This window comes from Neobacillus sp. DHD-1R, assembly GCF_057747995.1.
The window spans coordinates 4,024,852-4,045,397 of sequence record NZ_CM173232.1; the positions used below are offsets into that span (position 1 = coordinate 4,024,852).

Annotated in this window: 25 protein-coding genes; 8 read left to right on the forward strand and 17 right to left on the reverse strand. The window is 38.0% G+C overall.

The window, feature by feature from the left end; translation table 11 throughout:
* Positions 1 to 82 precede the first annotated feature (82 nt).
* From AC3ANL_RS19840 to AC3ANL_RS19855, 4 genes are all read right to left on the reverse strand, one after another.
* Positions 83 to 877, reverse strand: a complete 795-nt coding sequence (locus tag AC3ANL_RS19840; protein ID WP_488326104.1) for a DUF1444 domain-containing protein — start codon at positions 875 to 877, stop codon at positions 83 to 85.
* A gap of 167 nt (positions 878 to 1,044) precedes the next feature.
* The gene (locus AC3ANL_RS19845) at positions 1,045 to 1,359 is read right to left on the reverse strand and encodes a thioredoxin family protein (RefSeq protein ID WP_488326105.1); all 315 of its coding nucleotides are present in this window, start codon (positions 1,357 to 1,359) and stop codon (positions 1,045 to 1,047) included.
* A 107-nt stretch (positions 1,360 to 1,466) separates the two neighbouring features.
* Positions 1,467 to 1,988 (reverse strand): DUF84 family protein, encoded by a 522-nt coding sequence (locus tag AC3ANL_RS19850; protein WP_488326106.1) that lies wholly within the window; start codon positions 1,986 to 1,988, stop codon positions 1,467 to 1,469.
* Positions 1,989 to 2,021: 33 nt separating this feature from the next.
* Entirely contained in the window at positions 2,022 to 3,095 is a 1,074-nt protein-coding gene (locus tag AC3ANL_RS19855; protein ID WP_488326107.1) for a M42 family metallopeptidase, read from the reverse strand.
* Positions 3,096 to 3,302: 207 nt separating this feature from the next.
* On the opposite strand from AC3ANL_RS19855, the gene AC3ANL_RS19860 reads away from it, so the two are divergent.
* Positions 3,303 to 3,632: a PepSY domain-containing protein gene (locus tag AC3ANL_RS19860; RefSeq protein WP_488326108.1), complete on the forward strand. Its 330-nt coding sequence runs from the start codon at positions 3,303 to 3,305 to the stop codon at positions 3,630 to 3,632.
* 63 nt (positions 3,633 to 3,695) lie between these two features.
* On the opposite strand, the gene AC3ANL_RS19865 is transcribed toward AC3ANL_RS19860, so the two are convergent.
* Positions 3,696 to 4,538, reverse strand: coding sequence for a YtnP family quorum-quenching lactonase (locus tag AC3ANL_RS19865; protein WP_488326109.1), 843 nt, complete (start codon positions 4,536 to 4,538; stop codon positions 3,696 to 3,698).
* Positions 4,539 to 4,618: 80 nt separating this feature from the next.
* Positions 4,619 to 5,260 carry a tRNA (guanosine(46)-N7)-methyltransferase TrmB gene (gene trmB / locus AC3ANL_RS19870; RefSeq protein WP_488326110.1) on the reverse strand — a complete coding sequence of 214 codons (642 nt, stop codon included), beginning with the start codon at positions 5,258 to 5,260 and terminating at the stop codon, positions 4,619 to 4,621.
* Positions 5,261 to 5,421: 161 nt separating this feature from the next.
* On the opposite strand from trmB, the gene AC3ANL_RS19875 reads away from it, so the two are divergent.
* Positions 5,422 to 5,700 carry a YtzH-like family protein gene (locus AC3ANL_RS19875; RefSeq protein ID WP_488326111.1) on the forward strand — a complete coding sequence of 93 codons (279 nt, stop codon included), beginning with the start codon at positions 5,422 to 5,424 and terminating at the stop codon, positions 5,698 to 5,700.
* On the opposite strand, the gene AC3ANL_RS19880 is transcribed toward AC3ANL_RS19875, so the two are convergent.
* From AC3ANL_RS19880 to pepV, 6 genes are all read right to left on the reverse strand, one after another.
* Positions 5,697 to 6,473, reverse strand: a complete 777-nt coding sequence (locus AC3ANL_RS19880) for a phosphotransferase (protein ID WP_488326112.1) — start codon at positions 6,471 to 6,473, stop codon at positions 5,697 to 5,699. The two genes, AC3ANL_RS19875 and AC3ANL_RS19880, sit on opposite strands and share 4 nt — an antisense overlap.
* Positions 6,474 to 6,682: 209 nt before the next feature.
* Positions 6,683 to 8,818, reverse strand: coding sequence for a type I pullulanase (gene pulA / locus AC3ANL_RS19885; protein WP_488326113.1), 2,136 nt, complete (start codon positions 8,816 to 8,818; stop codon positions 6,683 to 6,685).
* A complete protein-coding gene (locus AC3ANL_RS19890; RefSeq protein WP_488326114.1) occupies positions 8,805 to 9,788 on the reverse strand; it encodes a diacylglycerol/lipid kinase family protein in 984 nt (327 codons plus the stop codon). The genes pulA and AC3ANL_RS19890 overlap by 14 nt, the downstream gene beginning before the upstream one ends.
* A 24-nt stretch (positions 9,789 to 9,812) precedes the next feature.
* Positions 9,813 to 10,382: an RNA 2',3'-cyclic phosphodiesterase gene (gene thpR, locus AC3ANL_RS19895; protein ID WP_488326115.1), complete on the reverse strand. Its 570-nt coding sequence runs from the start codon at positions 10,380 to 10,382 to the stop codon at positions 9,813 to 9,815.
* Between the two features lie 228 nt (positions 10,383 to 10,610).
* Entirely contained in the window at positions 10,611 to 11,474 is an 864-nt protein-coding gene (gene dat / locus AC3ANL_RS19900; RefSeq protein ID WP_488326116.1) for a D-amino-acid transaminase, read from the reverse strand.
* 32 nt (positions 11,475 to 11,506) lie between these two features.
* Complete coding sequence (gene pepV / locus AC3ANL_RS19905; RefSeq protein WP_488326117.1) at positions 11,507 to 12,928, reverse strand: dipeptidase PepV; 1,422 nt, start codon at positions 12,926 to 12,928, stop codon at positions 11,507 to 11,509.
* A 457-nt stretch (positions 12,929 to 13,385) separates the two neighbouring features.
* Between pepV and AC3ANL_RS19910 the strand changes: the two genes are divergently transcribed.
* Positions 13,386 to 13,607, forward strand: a complete 222-nt coding sequence (locus tag AC3ANL_RS19910; protein ID WP_400429973.1) for a DeoR family transcriptional regulator — start codon at positions 13,386 to 13,388, stop codon at positions 13,605 to 13,607.
* A 79-nt stretch (positions 13,608 to 13,686) separates the two neighbouring features.
* On the opposite strand, the gene AC3ANL_RS19915 is transcribed toward AC3ANL_RS19910, so the two are convergent.
* Positions 13,687 to 13,815 carry a hypothetical protein gene (locus tag AC3ANL_RS19915; protein WP_488326118.1) on the reverse strand — a complete coding sequence of 43 codons (129 nt, stop codon included), beginning with the start codon at positions 13,813 to 13,815 and terminating at the stop codon, positions 13,687 to 13,689.
* 193 nt (positions 13,816 to 14,008) lie between these two features.
* Here AC3ANL_RS19915 and AC3ANL_RS19920 point away from each other — a divergent pair, with 193 nt between their 5' ends.
* The 3 genes from AC3ANL_RS19920 to AC3ANL_RS19930 all read left to right on the forward strand — a co-directional run bounded on the left by AC3ANL_RS19920 (position 14,009) and on the right by AC3ANL_RS19930 (position 16,515).
* The gene (locus AC3ANL_RS19920; protein ID WP_488326119.1) at positions 14,009 to 15,358 is read left to right on the forward strand and encodes an amino acid permease; all 1,350 of its coding nucleotides are present in this window, start codon (positions 14,009 to 14,011) and stop codon (positions 15,356 to 15,358) included.
* Positions 15,351 to 15,518: a hypothetical protein gene (locus tag AC3ANL_RS19925; RefSeq protein ID WP_488326120.1), complete on the forward strand. Its 168-nt coding sequence runs from the start codon at positions 15,351 to 15,353 to the stop codon at positions 15,516 to 15,518. Before AC3ANL_RS19920 ends, AC3ANL_RS19925 begins: the two co-directional genes overlap by 8 nt.
* A 493-nt stretch (positions 15,519 to 16,011) precedes the next feature.
* Positions 16,012 to 16,515, forward strand: coding sequence for a hypothetical protein (locus AC3ANL_RS19930; protein ID WP_488326121.1), 504 nt, complete (start codon positions 16,012 to 16,014; stop codon positions 16,513 to 16,515).
* 496 nt (positions 16,516 to 17,011) lie between these two features.
* On the opposite strand, the gene AC3ANL_RS19935 is transcribed toward AC3ANL_RS19930, so the two are convergent.
* The 4 genes from AC3ANL_RS19935 to speD form a co-directional block, all read right to left on the reverse strand.
* Entirely contained in the window at positions 17,012 to 17,356 is a 345-nt protein-coding gene (locus tag AC3ANL_RS19935) for an ArsR/SmtB family transcription factor (protein ID WP_488326122.1), read from the reverse strand.
* Positions 17,357 to 17,782 carry an SRPBCC family protein gene (locus AC3ANL_RS19940; protein WP_488326123.1) on the reverse strand — a complete coding sequence of 142 codons (426 nt, stop codon included), beginning with the start codon at positions 17,780 to 17,782 and terminating at the stop codon, positions 17,357 to 17,359.
* A 184-nt stretch (positions 17,783 to 17,966) separates the two neighbouring features.
* On the reverse strand, positions 17,967 to 18,407 hold the full coding sequence (locus AC3ANL_RS19945) for a DUF2935 domain-containing protein (protein WP_488326124.1): 441 nt from the start codon (positions 18,405 to 18,407) through the stop codon (positions 17,967 to 17,969).
* A 124-nt stretch (positions 18,408 to 18,531) separates the two neighbouring features.
* A complete protein-coding gene (speD, locus tag AC3ANL_RS19950; RefSeq protein ID WP_488326125.1) occupies positions 18,532 to 19,338 on the reverse strand; it encodes an adenosylmethionine decarboxylase in 807 nt (268 codons plus the stop codon).
* Between the two features lie 177 nt (positions 19,339 to 19,515).
* Here speD and AC3ANL_RS19955 point away from each other — a divergent pair, with 177 nt between their 5' ends.
* Together AC3ANL_RS19955 and AC3ANL_RS19960 are read left to right on the forward strand one after the other, a co-directional pair.
* On the forward strand, positions 19,516 to 19,959 hold the full coding sequence (locus AC3ANL_RS19955; protein WP_488326126.1) for an SgcJ/EcaC family oxidoreductase: 444 nt from the start codon (positions 19,516 to 19,518) through the stop codon (positions 19,957 to 19,959).
* Between the two features lie 142 nt (positions 19,960 to 20,101).
* Positions 20,102 to 20,536 (forward strand): Dps family protein, encoded by a 435-nt coding sequence (locus AC3ANL_RS19960; RefSeq protein WP_488326127.1) that lies wholly within the window; start codon positions 20,102 to 20,104, stop codon positions 20,534 to 20,536.
* Positions 20,537 to 20,546: the final 10 nt, after the last annotated feature.

Here is a 20,546-nt window from a genome sequence, read left to right on the forward strand (position 1 = left end):
GAAATATGTTCAATTTGGAACCATAAGGAAAGATACCATGAAAAAAGACCACTTATTTATGTGATCCTTTTTCTCGATGTGTTCATTTATTTTTACCTAAGATAAAAATCGGTTCTAATTCCCCATCTTCATATAAAAAAGACAAAGCCGTTATCGGTACACGTCCACTGGCAAAAAAACTCATTGCCATTTGGGCGATGACATCATAGCCTCTGTCATTGCGTACATCTGCGATTATTAACACATCCTGATGGGGCACTGCAATGACCATGGTTCCCGTAATTCGTCTTTCCAGCTCATTTAAAAAACCCTTATTTAGAACTCGGCTCGCATCGTAACCATCATTTGTATTAAGAAAATAAAAAATATTCCCTGCAACCTGATCTTCCTTTAACGGAGTGGAAAGGGACCTTGCATTAAATAACGCAATTTCTTTAATCCTGTTAGCGTCCCATCCCTCTTTTTCCATTATTCGTGCGTCAATCAGGCGATATGTTTTCCCCATGTCATAGGCATAATAAACCTTGGTTTCAGCGGTATGGTCCTCCATTAAGAAGGGAATACCTTCTTCAGCTTCAGCTGGAAAGGAGGCCGAGCGTATAACCGGAAAGATTTTTTTTTCATGATCTTGTAACTGAATAGGAGCCTCCATGGCATGGAGTCCTTCTTGAACATAATATACTATTTCCTCAATCGCCTTCTCCTTTTCTACTTGCCATTTGGCGATAATCCCTGGTAACGAAACCGTAATACCTTTCCCAGCCGACTTGCTTTCAATGCGAAGCTGATCGTTTTCACGGTCATAGGAAAATATTCTGTCACGGCCAGCCAATCGCGTCTCTAATTCACGACGCATCATCTTGCTATCCATTTTCATTGTAAAACCTCCATTTAGTCAGGAGCTGTAAATCAAATTATACTAAAAAACCTCCCTCTCTAACAGAGAGAAAGGTTTTTAGTTCTAAAAATCAGAATTTATAAGTTTTGACTTCAAGAATTGTCCAGCTCCAAGCCATACGCCGCTGAACAGGCGCTTCCGCTTTTCTATTTTAAACCGGTAATAAAACTTTCGATTTCTTCTTGTGTTTTGCGGTCTTTACTTACAAATCGGCCAAGCTCTCTCCCGTTTTCATAAGCGATAAAACTTGGAATTCCATATACGTCGACTTGCTGGCATAAATCAATAAATTGATCCCGGTCAACATGAATAAATGTATATTCATTAAATTTAGCTTCTATTTCAGGAAGTACAGGTTCAATAAAACGACAATCCCCGCACCAATTTGCTGAAAACATAAAAATCGTTTTTCCTTGATCGCGCAATTGTTCAAATTGCTCCATCGATTCCAAATTTTTCACATTCAACGCCTCCGTGAATTATGCTTCCTATTTCTGTTCAAATTCTACCAGTCCGATTACTTTTTGGTCCAATGATATGCTTTTAGATTTGTGTCGAGGAACCTAGATTATTCTCTAAATTGACTTTTAAAATAGGTATATTGCCCGACTAACAGTTTGGTCACATGGGTAAACATATCTACTCGATTAATCAAACCATTTGTAAAAATCCCGACGGCACCTTCGTGCTTCCTAACATTTTTCATTTTAGCGTAGTCATCCATAACAGGTCCCAGCTCTTCTCCTGCTCTTAGTCTTACTGCTACTTCTATCGGGAGGAGTAATCTTGCTCCACCAGCAATAAACGGCTCTGCATCTCTTGTAGCAAGCGCACCCCAATTACAAAGCAGCAAACCGTAGCTTGTTTCTTGAACACCACCCTCAAGACCAATTCCAATCTCCCCGTTCCCTTCCTTTAATGCACCTATTGCCCGATTGATCGCCCCCTGGATGGTTTCTTCATCAGAAAAGGGCTGATCGTTGACCCCAGATGGGATATCAAGAGAAACAAAGTCAATGTCTTCTTGAATAAAACTATTTTTTACAGCAGAAATTTTTGCCTGATTCTTTGATCCAATGATAACCCTCATGTTGACTCTCCTTTTGAGACATCCTCTAAATGACTAGCTGTTTGATTTGATGGTGTCTACCGTTGTTTGGTCACAAGATTTTACAAGTTTAACCAATAATTCTTTTGCAGCTGCATAATCATCAATATGAATGATAGATGCATGGGTATGAATATAACGTGAACAAATACCGATGACAGCACTTGGCACGCCCTCGTTTGATAGATGAACTTTACCGGCATCTGTTCCACCCGGTGAAACGAAATATTGATAAGGGATATGATGAGTTTCTGCAGTATCCAGCACAAATTCCCGCATTCCACGATGTGTTACCATTGTACGATCAAGGATACGAAGCAATGTTCCTTTGCCTAATTGACCAAACTGATTTTTGTCACCCGTCATATCATTCGCTGGACTTGCATCAAGGGCAAAAAAGATATCAGGATTAATCATATTGGCCGCTGTTTGGGCTCCGCGTAAACCAACTTCCTCTTGAACTGTTGCCCCAGAGTAAAGGATATTTGGCAATGTTTCATCTTTTAGCTCTTGAAGCAGTTCAATCGCTAGTCCGCAGCCATAGCGGTTATCCCAAGCCTTTGCTAATATCTTCTTTTCATTTGCCATTGGCGTAAATGGGCAAATCGGCAGGATAGGCTGACCTGGTTTGATTCCGATCCGTTCAGCATCCTCACGATTATCTGCACCAATATCAATCAGCATATTTTTAATATCCATTGGTTTATTTTTCTTAGACTCATCTAAAAGATGCGGTGGTATTGACCCAATTACCCCAATAACGGGGCCATTCTTCGTCATAATTTGGACTCGCTGTGCAAGGAGAACTTGGCTCCACCATCCGCCAAGGGTCTGAAAACGAAGCATTCCATTATCAGTAATTCCTGTTACCATAAATCCTACTTCATCCATATGCCCCGCCACCATTATGATTGGGCCACTTCCACTACCTTTTTTTACGCCAAAAATACTACCTAAATTATCCTGAATGATTTCATCTGAATATAAGGACAATTGTTCCTTCATAAACTTTCTAACTAAATGTTCATTTCCAGGTGCTCCTGGCAGTTCCGTTAAGGTTTGAAAAAGTTTTAATGTTTGCTCGTTCATTTTAAGGCTCCTTTATGTATATTACTTTAAATACTAACCAGTTCAAACAGCTAGTGACCTCGTTCTCCTAGTTTATTTTACAGTTACAACGTATTTGTTATCAAGAAATCTATTCATTTACTGTTATATTATCTTCCTGCTGGTAAATACGATATACTGAGAAGAGATTCCTTTAATGTAATCTTTTCCATTTTTGGGGGTGTACTGATGAACTGGAAATCATTTTTCATAGGTGCTGCGGTTGGATTAATTGGCGGATATGTTACAAAAGAAATCCTCAGTCAAAACACAAATGTCTCACCTGAGAAGGTTTTGGACAATGTCAAAAAACAATTTAAACAAAACGGGCCCATTAACGGTTCCTGGATACATATGGAGGCAGAGCCGTATGAAAAACAACAAATTACCTATCGTGTTTATAAGGGTGGCATTTCTAAACATGGAAATGGGACAAATGAACAATTTGAATTCGTTGCCGATGCCCATACAGGTACATTATTGGACGTCTTTCCCATCACAGCAGAATCTGGTGTATAACTAATAAAATGAGGTTGTCTCAAAAGGATAGATCCTTTGTTATGAGACAACCTCATTTTTAGTTTATCTTTCCCTATTAATACTCTCGACTATTTGTTTTCCATCTTCATCCCATTTTACTGCACGATAAAAGGCATCGTGGTAAAAGGTAAACCATGACTTTTTTTCTAAACCATATGGGAACCATTTCTCCTTTGCGGCAATCGAGGTCATTGGGTAGTCATCATAGGCCATCACCCACAATACATTTTGATGGGCATGGGTGGCCATTAGATCTGCCATGTGAATGGACATTTCGCCTCCATCTTCAACAATAAGGATGGAATGACCATCACTATGGCCCCCGGTATGAATCATCGTGATTGGGCCCATGTTCCACTTTTCTGCAAAAGGCATCACCTGCGTTTCAATCGCTTCCCAATTTTCTTTCCAGTATGTATTTCTAGAACGAATGTTAGGCTGGCGCATTTCATCCCATTCTACTTGAGAAGTAATGACTTTTGCATTTGGGAAGGCTGAAACATATTTACCATCAACAAGTTTTGTCAAACCGCCTGCATGGTCAAAATGCAAATGGGTCATTAAAACATAGTCAATATTTTCAGGCTGCAGCCCCAATTTATGTAAAGAGTCTTCCAGCTCAGATTCTCTGGAAACACCATAGTTTCTTAATTGTTTCTCCGTTAATTTCCCTTTTCCTAAACCAGACTCAACTAAAAAATTCTTCCCATCCATTTGGATTAAAATAGGATCTGTCGGTAATTCGATTTGATTTTTTTCATTAGCTGGATATTTTTTCGACCATAATCCTTTAGGAACAACCCCAAACATGGCGCCGCCATCTAAATTTGTTACCCCGCCTGATAACCAGGTTAATGAAACCTTTCCAATCTTTAATGTTTCCATTTGCAGCCCCTCCTTTTTTATCTATCTTACCATTGTCTGAAAATTGAATAAAGAGGATGTCTCAAGACATCCTCTTTATTTTAGTTTTGATATTTAACTTCACAACGATAGATTCGATTTCCCATTTCAGAAAATTTTTGCTCGTATTCTGTCATGATGTTTCCTTCATAGCCACTGTTATGAAAGTCAAGACTGAGGTATTTTAACAATAACCCGTATGCTGAGAAGCTCATGAGTGAGTACTCAAATAATCCTTGATTATCAGTTTTAAAATGTATTTCTCCACCATCGACCATACTATCTTCATACAACTTTAGAAAATCTTTATATGTTAATCGTCTTTTTTCATGACGGGTTTTAGGCCATGGATCAGAGAAATTCAAATAAACCCGATCAATGTCATTTTTCATAAAATATTTAGCTAAATCGGCAGCATTCACGTTTAAAAGCCGAAGATTGGGTAAATCCGCTTCAATTAAACGATCTAAAGCAGCTACGATGACACTATCGTATAGTTCAATCCCCATATAATTAATGGTGGGATTGGCTTTCGCCATTTCAGTAATAAATTGGCCTTTTCCAGTTCCTACTTCAATATGAAGGGGGTGATCATTTCCAAAAACCTCATGCCATTTTCCTTTATGCAATTCGGGATTAGCGACAATATATTGTGGGTGATCTTCTATTTTATCCTTTGCCCAAGGCTTATTTCTAAGTCTCATTGTGACACTCCTAATAAACATTTTTCGTTTCAAACCATACCATGTTATCTTTTTTCTTTCAAGTAAAATTAAATGGAAAAACCAATCACGCATAAACAGAAAAAGAATTCACAAGCTAAGGTGAATTCTTTTTTATTTCCATTTGAAAGGTTGTGCTTTTTATGCCATTAAGTCATGGTGACCAAGTGACATTACTAAAAGATATTTTAAACAATCATCAGACCGATTGCTGTGGATCCGTAGCAGAATGTGAACAGTTGGAGCGATTGGTAAAATCCCTAATGGTAAACACCCAAGTTGATCAAAATGTTAAAACCATCTTACAAGAGGTCTATCATTACAGTCAAAATGGTGCTCAAACGGCCGATTTGGATCAGCATATTTTATCCAACCAAGAAAATTTGTCCCAATGGGTCAGCGATATTGGTCAATTTTCTTAATTACCGATTTCCTTTAAAAATTCAACCATTCTATTCATTTCTTCCAAACGGTTTTTATTTTTATACCATTGAATGGAAGATAGCGTTTGAATTGTCACATACCATTTCATTCTTAATTTTAAATGATCAGTGAGCTCTTTACCGTACATGTGAAGCCAATCCTGCCAATTTTTTTCAGGTATATACCAATAAAGGAGCAACCCAAGGTCTATGGCTGGGTCGGCAATCATCGCCCCATCCCAATCAATTAGATACAACTGGTTGTTTTCTGAAAGCAGCCAGTTGTTATGGTTAACATCACCATGACACACCACTTTTTCATTGCAATAAACATTTAGAGCTTCCTTCTTGAGAAAGGTCATGGCTTTTTGCGATTCTGGTAAAGAAAGTACTTCTTCATCCAGCTCAATCACCACTGATTGTAAAATCGGCTCCGGATCTAATGGAGAATTTTCTAACCGACCCAACATTCCAAGCATTGGTTCTGAACAGTGAATCTTTCTTAGCAATCTTGCAACATTCTCTTGGTTCATTTCTGAGGGCTTTAACTCTCTGCCAGGAAGCCATTGCTGCGCTGTTATAACATCTCCATTTTCCAATCGTTTTGTCCAAACAAGCTTGGGGACGATGCCTTCTGCTGATAATACTGCAAGGAATGGAGAGGAATTCCGCTTTAAGAAAAGACTTTGATCATTATATTTTGCATAAAAGGCTTCTCCTGTTTTGCCTCCAGCAGGGATAATTTCCCACTCTTGTCCTAGTAAATGTTCCAAAATTGCTCACCTTCAATTTATGCCGTTCTAATGCGCTTATTCCCCATTTAGAGGTACAACCTGTGCTGCCGGAAGGTTTAATTTAACCACAATTATACCAATAGCTTTTTTTAAGAATAAAAAAAAAGCTATTGAAACCATTGCACACAATAGCCATCTTAATAAATTTTATCTCCTATTGCCTTTTGTAGTCAAGTAATCTTCGAAAACTATTTTTTTAACAAAACATTTAGAGAAATTTGTTCTACCATGATTTCTGCCACTTGCACGTCTCCACTGGGAGTAATTCCCGCAACTTTATGATTGGCTAAAACCAGCCATTCTCCACTCGGAAGGGAAATCTTTTGTTCTTTTGAAGTTGGATTTATCACTAAAAGCACCTCATTCCCTTCCTTATGGAACAGGCATCCTAAAACCGGAGAAACAAATGATAATGGGTGGATATGAGAACGAATCTCTTCCGTACTTTTCATTCGGAAACACGGAAATGCTTTACGAATTTGAATCAGTCCCTTTATATACTCTACATTTTCTTTAAGTTGGATTTTCCGATCCCAATCAAGCTGGTTAATGGCATCTGGGGAGCGATAGCTATTTCCTTCCCCTTGCTTCGTGCGGAAGAACTCCTGACCGCTGTGAAGAAACGGAATACCCTGAGACAGTAAAACAATGCCCGTAGCGAGGCGATGGTATTTCATTCGCAGCACATCATTGGCATCCGGGAAACACGCTTGAAGTTTATCCCAGAGTGTGTGATTGTCATGACATTCTACATAATTCACTGATTGAAAAGGCTGATTAAAGAGGCGAATACTTTTCTTTGTCCGGCCGATACTTCCAGTGATTACCTCAATTGCCGCATCCAAATAATGCTCATTGCCTAAGGCGAAGCCTTTATCAAACAAATTAAACGTACTGCCTTTTATAATGTCGCGAAATTTATCATTGAACTGGGCGATATCCGGTATTTTTGCTTGATTAGTGATCGTTGCTTTTTCCGCCAAAGGAAGTGGGGTGTTAAGGTTCCAACCTTCACCAATGATGAGCGTACCCTTTGCTAGACTATCACATGTTTTTCTCACCTCTAACATGGTGTCTACATCTAAAATCCCCATTAAATCAAAGCGAAATCCATCAACATGATATTCTTCTATCCAAAAGCGGATCGAGTCCACAATAAATTTTCTAACCATTCTTCGTTCAGATGCAATATCATTGCCAACACCAGTACCGTTTGAGGGTAAACCGATTTCATTATGCCGAAAATAATAACCTGGAACTATTTTTTCAAAAGAGGAATTTTCACGAATGAAGACATGATTATAAACTACATCCATAATGACTCTAAGACCAATGCTGTGTATTTGATCGATTAATTGCTTTAACTCTCTGATTCTTGAATATGGATTGGCGGGGTCTGTGGCATAGCTTCCCTCTGGAGTATTGAAATGAAGCGGATTATACCCCCAGTTATACTCTTGAAGGGAATTTAATTCATCGACACCAGCAAAATCATGAAAAGGAAGCAATTCAATATGGGTAATCCCCAAATCTTTTACATATGATAATCCAGTGAGTTCGCCATCATTCCCTTTCGTATTTAGCTCTCCAGCACCTATATATAGTCCCTTATTCTTGATCCCGCTATTTTTATGAATGGTAAAATCTCTAATATGGGTTTCGTAAATAACGGCGTCTGTAGGGCCATCTAAGGGCGGTAAGTCCTGTCTAGGCCGAAAGGTTTTTTCAAGCTTCACAATAACCCCCAGCTCCCCATTCACTGTCACAGCCTTCACATAAGGGTCAATGGCTTCACGCCATTCCTGATTAATGAGAACGAGAAAACTATATTGATACAATTCCAGATCACGATTAAGACTAACGAACCAAATACCGTTGTCTTCTCGTCTCATCTTGATGATTTCAGAATACTCGTTAGCTGGAGGTCGTAATTTTACTTTCACCGCTGTGGCAGAAGGTGCCCAGAGCTTAAAAATAGTTTGATTAGCTTGAATGGCCACACCTAGGTCATGGCCATCATAATAGAACTTTTCATCAAAGGAATCAGTTCGAATAACGGCACCAATTTGCACATCTGTTTTTCCACCATGTTCATCAAGGATCCAATGCTGCTTTCCAAAAGAAAACTCTCCAGCAAACTGACAAACATATTTATTATTATGATCGATCTCTGTCTTGGATAAGATTTGCAGCGGGGTCATCACGACATCTGTCGTCATATAAAAAGCCGATGACAACCCGTGATGATAGGATAGGGGAAGAAGAATCGTAATGATATTCATTTCATCTAAGTAGGCAAAGAATTTCCTGTCAGTAGAAATCATTCGAATCTCTCTCCTTTATTTCAACTTCTTCCTTACCTTTTTTTCTCGTTAAAATGGCCAATGCTTTCGCTTGTAAGTGAACGGTGAACGGCGTATATCCGACATGCTCTCCATCCGCATGAACATATTGTGATGTCGGGGAGTGGATAGATACCACTGTCCCTTTAAAGGTTTTCACTTCTTTAAAATGGACGTGCTGTCCCCAAAAAACACTGATAAAGACGAGTAGGAGCTTAAGCCGTGATAGTTGATGGACCACAGTTATATCAAAAAGCCCGTCATCAGGCTCGGCTGTTGGGGCTATTTTCATCCCGCCGCCATAAAATGGTTGGTTGGAAACGGTAACAAACCATGTTTGTTCAAATATATGCTTTTTCCCGTCAATTGATAAATCAATTGTTGCGGTTTTATAAGTAAATACATTTTTTAATAGAAAATAGACATAAACTAACCGACCAAGTGAAAACTTATTTAACCACCCCTTCATTCGTGAGTGGTTGACCTCATAAGAAATAATCGCATCAAATCCTGCACCCATATTATTAATAAAATAGTGTTCATTTACTTGATCCAGCGAAATTTTTCCAATATCAATCAGCATACCTTTATGTTTTCTTAAGCGAAGAATCACGTTTAGCGCTTCCTCTGGATCTGTTGGAATCTGAAACCCCCTTGAAAAATCGTTTCCAGATCCGCCGGGAATAAATCCAAGTGTGATTTGAGAAGCAGTAACAATCCCGTTCATCACTTCATGCATCGTTCCATCTCCACCCACAGCAATGAGGAGCTTTTCCTCATGGTTCTTCGTTGCAATTTGGCTCGCGAGATGTTTAGCGTGTCCTGGATATTCAGTAAAAAAGGCGAGATAAGTTATGTGCTGCTCAATTAATTTAGCCTCAATTTTATTCCATATTTTGAGACAAAAGCCATTTTTTGCTTTTGGATTGACAATAAAATAAATATGTTTCATAAAACCAACCTTTGATTATAATTTCTATGTTCGTAAAGGAAATATGGTTACCGCTTCATATTTTGGTATTTTATCAAGATGCGTTTGATAGACAACTACATCCCTTGCTTGAAAAATAAGTGGTTCTGGCTGCAGTTCATTCCATTTCTTCAACAGTTCTCTTTGAAAATTGTCTGGACTTTTCCACTTCCTCGCCAAGGTAATGTGGGGACGAAACGGCCTTGTTTCTAATTGGAATCCAGCCTCAATACAAGCTGAAAACACTTCTTGCCTTAAGGTTTTCAGTTCTTGACTATCCTCAGTATCAGCCCAAAACACGCGAGGGGAATCTTCCCTCCCGAAAATTCCCAGTTCGTTTATCTTTAATGTTATTGTCATTGAATTTCTTAAGGCCTCACGAACATTTTTCTCCGCTGCAGCTAGTTTTTCAGGTGCTGCTGAACCTAAAAAAGCCAAGGTAATATGTAGGTCATGGTGGTTTACCCAGCGGCTGAATGGGATCATTTCTTTTAATTTTTCCATATGTTCTTTCATAATTAATTTCGTTTCTTCAGGGATTCTTACGGCGAAGAAAAAATGGGGTCGTTGATCCATGGTTTTGTTCATTCCTTTTTTTAATTTTAGTCTATTTTCTCCAAAAAGTATGTAAAAGCAAACGAAAAATCAAACGATATTTTTTACATGCTGTCTCAATTTCAATACAGGGGAGCTGCCGTTTTATTTCAAGATTCATCTTCTAAGGAATAGACATCATCAATTGAAAAAAGGATGCCCTTAGCAAAAGGTCGGAACCTTTTGCGACATCCTCTTTATGTTAAAGTATTATTTATCTTGAAGCGCACCGCACTGTTTTTCAATTTCATTAACAAATGAATCTTGTAATTTCCTTGCAACAGGTCCAGGTATACCATTATTCACTGTTTTTCCATCTACTTCAACAATCGGCATAACTTCAGCTGTTGTGCTAGCCATGAAGACTTCGTCAGCTTGTGCCAGCTCTTCTAATGTAAATGATTTTTCCTCGAGTGGAATTTTATTTTTCAAGCACAGTTGTATTATGACGTCTTTTGTTATCCCCTTTAAAATTAATTCGTCTGAGGGATGGGTACAGACCACACCATTTTTTACGATGAAGACATTGGATGAACTTCCTTCTGTTATATGTTTACCGCGGTATTGGATTGCTTCAAAGCAGCCCTTATCCGTTGCTTTTTGCTTTGCCAATAAATTTCCTAGCAAATTTAAGCTTTTAATATCACATCTTAACCAGCGTATATCTTCCGTAAGAATGGTTTTGACCCCATTATGCAAACTATCGATTGGACGAGTAACTTCTTTTGTATAGGCCACAAAGGTAGGAGTTACCTCAGACGATGGGAAAGCATGATTGCGAGGAGCGACTCCTCTTGTCATTTGCATATAAACAATACCCATCTGAAGGTTATTTTTTTCAACAAGCTCTTCAAGTAACCCCGCTAATTCTTTCGTTGAATACGAAAGTGAAATACCGATACTTTCCAAACTTTTAGCAAAACGAGCCAAATGTTCAAATAAGGTAAACAGCTTACTGTTATAGACACGGACTACTTCATACACGCCATCACCAAATTGGTATCCGCGGTCTTCAATATCTACCTTGGCATCTGATCGGTTTATCATCTTTCCATTTAAGATTGCAAATTTCATGGTCAACTCCCCCTTTGATTTGATTCGATTCCTTATTCGCCTTGTGCTAATTCATAAATAGCCTGGGCGTATATAGCCGTTGCTTTTAATAAATCTTCAATATACATATATTCATCTTTTTGATGGGCGATATCAGGTCTTCCAGGGAATAATGGGCCAAACGCCACTCCCGTTTTTAATGAGCGTGCATATGTACCACCTCCAATAGCAATCAACTCTGCTTTTTCTCCTGTTTGTTCTTCGTAAACCTTTTTCAAGGTTTGAATCAAGAATTCTTGTTCATCGACATGATGGGGCTTGGAGTCTGAAAAATTCTCAATCACAAAGCCTTCCTCCATTAAGAGCGAATCAAGTTTTTCCTTTGTCGTTTCCATTTTATTAGTAATAGGGTAACGGCAAGTCATCCCAATTCTTCCGCCTGCCTCTGCTGAATAAACAAGTTTTCCCGGATTGATGGTTAGTTCTCCTGAGATTTCGTCTGAATATGCCACTCCAAGGTTCCCCCCCCGTGAATCCTCAAAGAAGTAGCGCGAAACAAATTGAAAATAATGAGCTGCCTGTCCATCTAACACTTGTTTAGATAGAAACTCTGCTAAAAATAAGCCAGCATTTTTCCCATTCTTCGGCTCCATTCCATGTGCAGATACACCTTTTACCTCTAAAATTAAGGCTTCATTTTCAATAAAGTAACTATGTTCCAATCCATATTGCTGCATAAACTTTGTAAAATGCTTAATCAGTTCATCCTGACTCTCGTTCACCAGAATGGCTGCTTTGGCGTGGTCCGGAACCATATTATATCTTTTTCCTGAAACAAAACTTTTGACCTCCACTTTGGTCTTTGCTTGGGTTTGAATCGGTTTCTGCTGGGCCATATCAAAATCAGCGATCCCTTTTTCCGCATTAATGATTGGAAAATCAGCATCAGGTGCAAATCCTAAAGTCGGCATTTCTTCATGCTCGAAATAGTGATCGACACAGCGCCAATTACTTTCTTCGTCGGTTCCAATAATCATCCGGACGCGCTTTTTCAGTGGCAGACCAAGTTCCTTAACAATTTTCATTGCATAATAGGCAGCCATTGTCGGCCCTTTGTCATCCAATGCACCGCGGGCAAATATTTTTCCATCACGAATTTCTGCACCATACGGATTGCTAGTCCATCCATCCCCTTCTGGAACCACATCCACATGGCAAAGGATGCCGAGCAGTTCTTCGCCTTCGCCAAACTCAAGATGTCCGGCCAGATTGCCTACGTTTTTAGCAGTGAACCCATCTTTTTCCCCAAGGTTCAGCATAAAGTCAAGTGCTTCCTTTACTCCAGCACCAAGCGGCGCTTCATCAGATGCATGCTCTTCATCTAGAAGACTTTTTATATGTAATAATCCCTGGGCGTCGTGAATAAGAGCGTCCTTTCGTTTGTCCACTTCATTCATCCAATTAATCTCTGTCAATCGTGCTTACCCCCAATATGTTTGAATGTTCTCATTTCATCTTTAAGAATATCACTTCTGCAAATATCTTAGCAATTTCCCAATGGTTTATGTAATAAGGAACCTTTATGCAAAAGCAGGCTAAAATATTTTTACTAAAAATTCAAACAATTTATCATATTTCATACACCTCCCCCCATAACTTAAAGTATAAAATAATGTAGGAGGGCAAAAAACGAACATTTCCCATCAATTCCCTGTGCTTTTTTTGTAAACTTTACTATATTGGTAGAAATTTTCTGAAATTATGGGTACAATAAGGTTAGATGTATGACATCTATGTATCCACAGGAACATTCCATAAAAAGGAGATGTCTGCGCGGAAAAGAAACTACATATTCTTGAAGAGTAATCTTCAAACAGGCTGTCGGTAGAGGGATTAAGCCATAGGTTTGAAATTAGGATAGGGAGTGGTTCTTTGAAACCTTCAACTAACCGGATGTTAAACCGCATCAAATGTATCTACATGTTTATCAGAAACAACGGCACTGTCACGACCCAAGAACTTGTAGAGGAATTTGGTATCACTCCTCGCACCATACAACGAGATTTAAATGTCTTAGCCTATAATGACTTGGTCATCAGCCCAAGCCGCGGAAAATGGACAACTACACAAAAAAAAGTGAAGCTGTCATCTTAACAGCAAAATTTAAGCGTCTAATTATATGCATTAAAAAAGCATGCGAACAATCGCGTGCTTTTTACTTGTCTATTTCCCTTTATTTATTTTCAGGTATGGTGGAAAAATTAGTAATAATCTTATACTCTTGTTCTGAGAGGATTCCAAGCTTTTTAAATACATATGAATAAATAACAATTCTTCGCTGTAATCGTGGGGTAACAATCATATTTATCATCTCCTATTTAATATATAATATTCACCCCCTCCAATAAAGTTTCCTTTATGCAAAAAAATATTGTTAAATTGATCTAGTTAATTTACTATTCTAATTGACAGTTATCATTATTATGATATAGTATTGTAAAATACTTTAATGCTTAAAAGCGTCTAAGTAAAAGAGAAAAGTAGGTAGGGGAATTATGGAGAAAAAGCAACAAGATTTACAAAAGGGGTTATTACCGAGACATGTTCAGTTCATTGCCCTGGCTGGAATGATTGGTACGGGGATTTTCAAAGGGAGCTCTGATACGTTAAGTATTGCAGGTCCAAGTGTTATTATTGCCTATTTAATTGGTGGGATTTTGCTGTTTATTATCATGGCAGCCTTAGGGGAAATGGCGCTTGCTTTTCCCAATTTAAATGTACAACATCTAGTTAACAAAGCATTTGGATTCCAAGTTTCATTTCTAGTCGGATGGCTTTATTGGATCAATTGGGTCATTGTTACTGTTGTTGAATTATTAGCAGCAGGTAGCTTTTTGCAATTTTGGTATCCTACCATACCATTATGGCTTTTAAGCTTTTTTTGCGCAGTCATAATTGTAGGGATCAATTTATTTCAAGTAAAATATTATGGGGAGCTAGAATTTTGGTTTGCCGGAATTAAAATTATTGCTCTAATTGCTTTCATCATTTTAGGCTTTTTACTGCTTTTAGGTCTTATTCCCAGCAACATTCAAGATCCGCTTTCGAACTATACCGATCATGGCGGATTCTTTCCACACGGACTAAGTGGGACATTTAGTGCCTTTTTAGTTGTTATGTTTTCTTATGGAGGTGCCGAATTAATCGGCGTAGCTGTTACGGAAACAAAAGATGCCGGACGAGTATTACCCAAAATTATCAAAGGTGCTGTTTGGCGGGTCATTATTTTTTATATTTTACCAATCCTTATTATTTGTGGAATGATGCCATGGGACAAAGTGACAGGTCAAGACAGTCCTTTTGTTCAGGTTTTCAGCATAACAGGGTTACCTGGAGCAGCACATATCATGAACTTTGTTCTCTTAACCGCCGTTCTTTCTGCTGCAAACTCAGGTATTTATGCGACATCTAGAACGCTATTTTCAATGGCACAAAGCGGTGTAGCCCCAAAGGGATTAGCGAAAATATCGAATAAAGGTATCCCTTATATAGGAATTATGATTACTAGTGTATGTATCATTGCTGGTGTTTACTTAGCTTATCTAACGCCAAGCCAGGTCATCGGCTACCTAATGACCATTCCTGGTTTTACAGTGATGATCATTTGGATTAGCATTTGTGCCGCTCAGTTAAAACTAAGACCGCACTACAAAAATAAACCTGCATTTAAAGTAAAATGGTTTCCACTCACGACCGTCTTCGCGATTGTGGCATTAAGCATTATCTTTATTGGATTTTTGTTAAATCGTAATAATATAATTGGTTCATCCGTTTCAATTGCAGCCATTGCCTTTTTAATCATTCTCTCTTTTGTTTATAGAAAAAAAGGGGTTAAAAATGTTTAACATAAAAAAGCCAGCAGATTTTGCTAACGGGTTCCGTTTCCTATCGCAAAAAACCGAAAATGCAATCGGAAATGCAGCCAAATTTGTACAGCCTTTTGTATCTGTTTTTGCAATTTTAAAAATAAAATGGCTCAGTTCAACTATACTGAGCCATTTTTGATATCTTTTAAAAAAAATGACAGCTCTTATTTGCAATCGCCCTCGTTAGCTCTATTTTGACTAACTACTTCACCAAATATTCCCTATTAAGCGAATTATCATTCTTGGTATAAACATTAAGATGTTCCAAACCACTTCAAATATAAACTCAATTAGGGTATCTTTAAAAAAGCCGTCTCTATTTCTTTTTTTACTTTTCATCTTCTAGCTCCCAATTAATTAATCGTTGTTTAACTATTCTGACTCGGAATAACAATTTCAATCCTTTAAATAAATTCTACTTTTATTTTCTATTTCCTTCTTCCGCTAACCAGCCAGATAGTTGAAGAACAAAATCAACAACATGCTTTAAAAAGCATAAAAAGGGGCATCCCTTTTAGCTACTCTCTCAATGCCCACTCTACATAGGTAGCTTAGATACCTTCTTTACTGAATACAAACAAACGAGATTCAGAATACTAAATGAGTACGATCTTTAATGGAGGTAATTAATAATGAAGCTCCTTGGACTTGGTTTAGTATTAGCACTAGCACTTACTGCATGTAATCAAACTGACGGAACTAAGAATCAATTAAAGGACAACAACATTAATACAACTAACGTATCAGACAACGCTAACAAGGGAAAAGGTAAAGCTATTGGTAAAGAATATGGACATGGTAGAGAAACTGCTTATGGACAAGTTAAGAAGATCGAACCTGGTCAAGCAGTTCCACCTCTAAATGAAGCTCCAGTCGATGCAGAAACTCAGCTTGAGAAGTTTACTGAGGAGACTCTAGGTAGAAAGGTAGATAAGGTAGAGTATGTTACTGATTACTGGTCAGGAGGAGATATGATTCTTATCCACTTTGAAGACTATAACCCAGAGTATATCACGGACTGGACTAATTATCAGAAGGTTGGGAGTAAGGCTCAGGAATTCTATGGTAGTAAATTTAAGGAAATGAGTTACAATGTCACTGATACAGAGAACATATTAATGATTTATTATTATTAAGGCAGCCTTCGGGTTGCTTTATTTTTTTGTAATTTTTTCTACTGTTTTACCTATGTACACGCACCGATACTGCTCCCATGAAAAAGCCATCATGGGAGTTTATCGCCTTGAATATTAAACGTATCGAAATCAATGAATCCTTTTTGGAACGTATGTCCATTTTATTCTTCAACTATCCTGCCAGTTAACGTAAGTTCATTTTTTCACAATCCTTATTTCCCGTAACATATATATCCAATTATAACGTCCATTCTAAGGATTTTTTTTAAGACAATTTGTTTATATGAAATTGAGGGTAAAATTGTAGGAGTTCAACAGCCATTGTACCCCTACAATTCTGAGTGCATTTCCCTATATAAATTTTTGTGTAATTTCAGCACAAATGGCTTTACACCAATAAAAAATGAGCGTCAATTTCATATGCAAAATGGCACTCATTTTAACTTACATATTTAATGTTTGCGATAGGAAACGGAACTCGTTTAGATTTTGCTATTTAAGGTTTATCTTTTTCTTCCTTCACATCAGACTCCACGAAAAGCTTGAGGGCCGACAATTTATTTTCCCAAAATAATTCAAAATACTGAAGCCAGTCTTTTAACTCATACAAGGGCTCTGGCTCAAGCTTGTACCTTGTTTCCCGGCCGACTCTCCGTTCCTTAACCAAACCTGCTTCTGATAAAACCTTTAGATGCTTGGAAACAGCGGTACGGCTAATCGGAAAATGTTCACTGATGGCTGTAACAGGCATTTCCTGATTACTCAGTAGTTTTAATAGACTTCGACGGGTGGGGTCAGCGATGGCTTGAAAGACATCATGCTTTGCTGCGGAAGCAGCCATCTATGCCTCAACATACCCTTGTAATTTTTTCACAAGACCTGCCCAGCCCTGATTCATGTTTTCACGAATTGGTGTATGTGGAGCACCAAATTCGGTAACTTTATTTACATCCCAGCCGCCATGGATTAATGTTAACTCTGTTTTCCCTTCTAGATCTTTTAATTCAAAGGTAAGTGTCCAATCTTTTCCCCAATTAAATGATAGACGGTGAAGTGGATCCACATGTGTCACCTTACATGGAGACATACCAAATTGGCCTGCATTTATATGAAATTCATGACCTTCAATTGGCTTTAGGTCATTCGGCATGAACCATCCACTCAAACCTTCTGCTGTCGCTACTGCATCCCAAACTTTTGCAATCGGTGCATTGTATACCACCGTATATTTAATATCATCTAAAGTTGCTTGTGACTCATTTCCCAAAATAAAACCTCCTCGAATAGTCTTACTTTAATTCTAAATTACGAAACCGTTTGGTTTCATAATTAGACTATATAACACCTTTTGGTTTCACGTCAAGCAATTCTATTTAAAAGAAAAACGGTGACTTTTCATTTAGTAAAGCCACCGTAATGGTTTTATTCCATTCAGGATACTATCAGTAAAATTACTGTCCTGCCCCCTGATCACTTGATAAGAGTGCTTGAGCTATCCCAATAAAGTATTCAGACTCCCGGATAATATGATTTAATACCACTTTAGCTGTTTGGTTCCTACTTACAGCAGCACTCTGTGTTTTAATTTGCTCGCACAATTGAATAAATGCTTCACTTTGTTGGAGAGAGAAGGAAACGAGCTGTAATACTTGTTGGTATAATTGATTGGATACCTGCGCGCCTGACCTAATTACAGATTCAATGAAACGGACAACCTGTTTATGAGTGTCCCCAAGCGCTTGCTCCCACTTTTTCAGTGCATCAACAAATTCTGTTTCTAGGTCAGAAACAAGCTCTCTAATAACGACCGTATGCTCTTCTTCTTGGTGTTTCCAGAATTCCGCCTCATCCAAAATCCGTAATGGCATTTGTGGCCCATAATAAAATTGCATAGACATCCCCCCCATCATCATTTCAATTCAATGTATGGGATAAGCTGGTGAAATATACCAGTGGAGATGCTCGTGTTACCACCTGCTCTATTGTGTCCTTAACAATGAATAAGCCTTTTTAAAATTAGACAATATTTTTTCCATAAAAGATTTCATCCATTTCAATTTTAAGTCTCTCTGTAATCTCAATATGTTCATCCGGAGTTAATTTATCTTTTGTGTAACCAAACAAATAGTTATTTAAATCAAATTCCCGCAGCTTGCATTTTGTGTGAAAAATATGCTCCTGATAGACATTCACATCAATCATATCAAATAATTCTCCCACATCATCCGGGATGTAATTCTGGATAGAGTTTATTTCATGGTCAATAAATAGCTTGTGACCTGTTTTATCCCTTGTAAAACCACGAACCCGATAATCAATCGTCATCACATCTGTTTCAAATGACCGAATCAGATAATGAAGGGCCTTAAGCGGTGAAATTTCTCCGCATGTTGAAACATCGATATCGGCTCTAAATGTACTAATTCCTTCATCAGGATGAAATTCCGGATATGTATGAACAGTGATATGACTTTTATCTAACTGCATGACCACCGATTCTGGCAGCGGCCCTGGTGATTCCTCAAATGATTCAGAAGGAGCATTGGCAACTGGTCCCTCTGAAACTAATAGTGTCACACTCGCTCCTGCTGGTTCAAAATCCTGGCTGGCCACGTTTAACACATGTGCACCAATGATGTCTGATACATGCTTTAATATTTTTTGCAGCCTGTCGGCACTGTATTGTTCATCAATATATTTCAGATAAGCTTCTCGCTCTTCCTTCGTTCTTGTATAGCAAATATCATACATATTAAAGCTTAATGACTTCGTGAGGTTATTAAAGCCGTGTAATTCAATTGCCTGTTCATGAGTCAGTTTCATGGCATTTCCCCCTATCAAACATAAGTAAATATTATTAATTTACCCACATTTCTTGCTTGTTACTTATTTTTAGGAAAAGTTTATTGACCATCTGCTGGATAAACGGAAGTTGCCTGGGATTTAGGGCTAATTTATACTCATATTAGGAATAGTTTTCTAACAAGGAGATGGACAATCATGAATAATGATACAGCATCAGTGAAGAATCTTTATCAACAGTTTTTAGAAGGCTGGAACAATGGCAATGCTGGTGCCATGATGGAACCATTTGCTGAGGATGGCGAAATGATTGGATATGATGGGAGCCAGTACATAGGACGAGAAGAGGCTGTATTAAATCTTCAACAAATCTTTGCTAATCATCAAACTGCAGCGTTTGTGGCAAAAGTGAAAGATGTGCGTTTTATGAGTGCTGATGTTGCAATATTGCGGGCGATAGCAGGTATGCTACCCCCGGGTCAAACTACCATTAATCCAAACGTAAATACACATCATTCACTCGTTGCGAGTAAAAAGAACGATACTTGGCAAATCGTCCTTTTTCAAAATACACCTGCACAGTTTCATGGCCGACCTGATTTGGTACAGAAAATGACTGAGGAACTGCAGGAGTTAGTATAATACTTTTTTACGAGAGCGGGCTCCAATTAATGAACTCCATTGGCTACCGATCTTCATTATTTATAATAATTATAATTTAATATTTACTTTTATTTAATATATGTTATAATTAATTCAGATAAGAAATTAGGAGGAATGCTAAATGACATTAGAACAGATTCTTAACCAACAAATTGCAAACTGGAACGTATTATATACAAAATTACATCGTTTTCACTGGTATGTAAAAGGACCGCATTTCTTTACCTTGCATGCAAAATTCGAGGAATTATATGAAGGAGCTGCAACCACTATTGATGAATTTGCTGAACAATTATTAAGCATTGGCGGCAAGCCTGTTTCGACATTAAAAGAATATCTTCAACTTGCAACAATTGAAGAAACAACCGAAAAATTATCAGCAGAAGAAATGGTTCAAGTCACTCTTCATGACTTTTCATTAATCATTGATGAATTAAAAGCAGGAATGGAAGTTGCGGAACAAAATAATGACGAAGTGACTAGCGATATGTTCTTAGACTTAATGGGTAAACTCAACAAACATAACTGGATGTTAAAATCCTTCTTACAAGCTTAATTGGGACAAT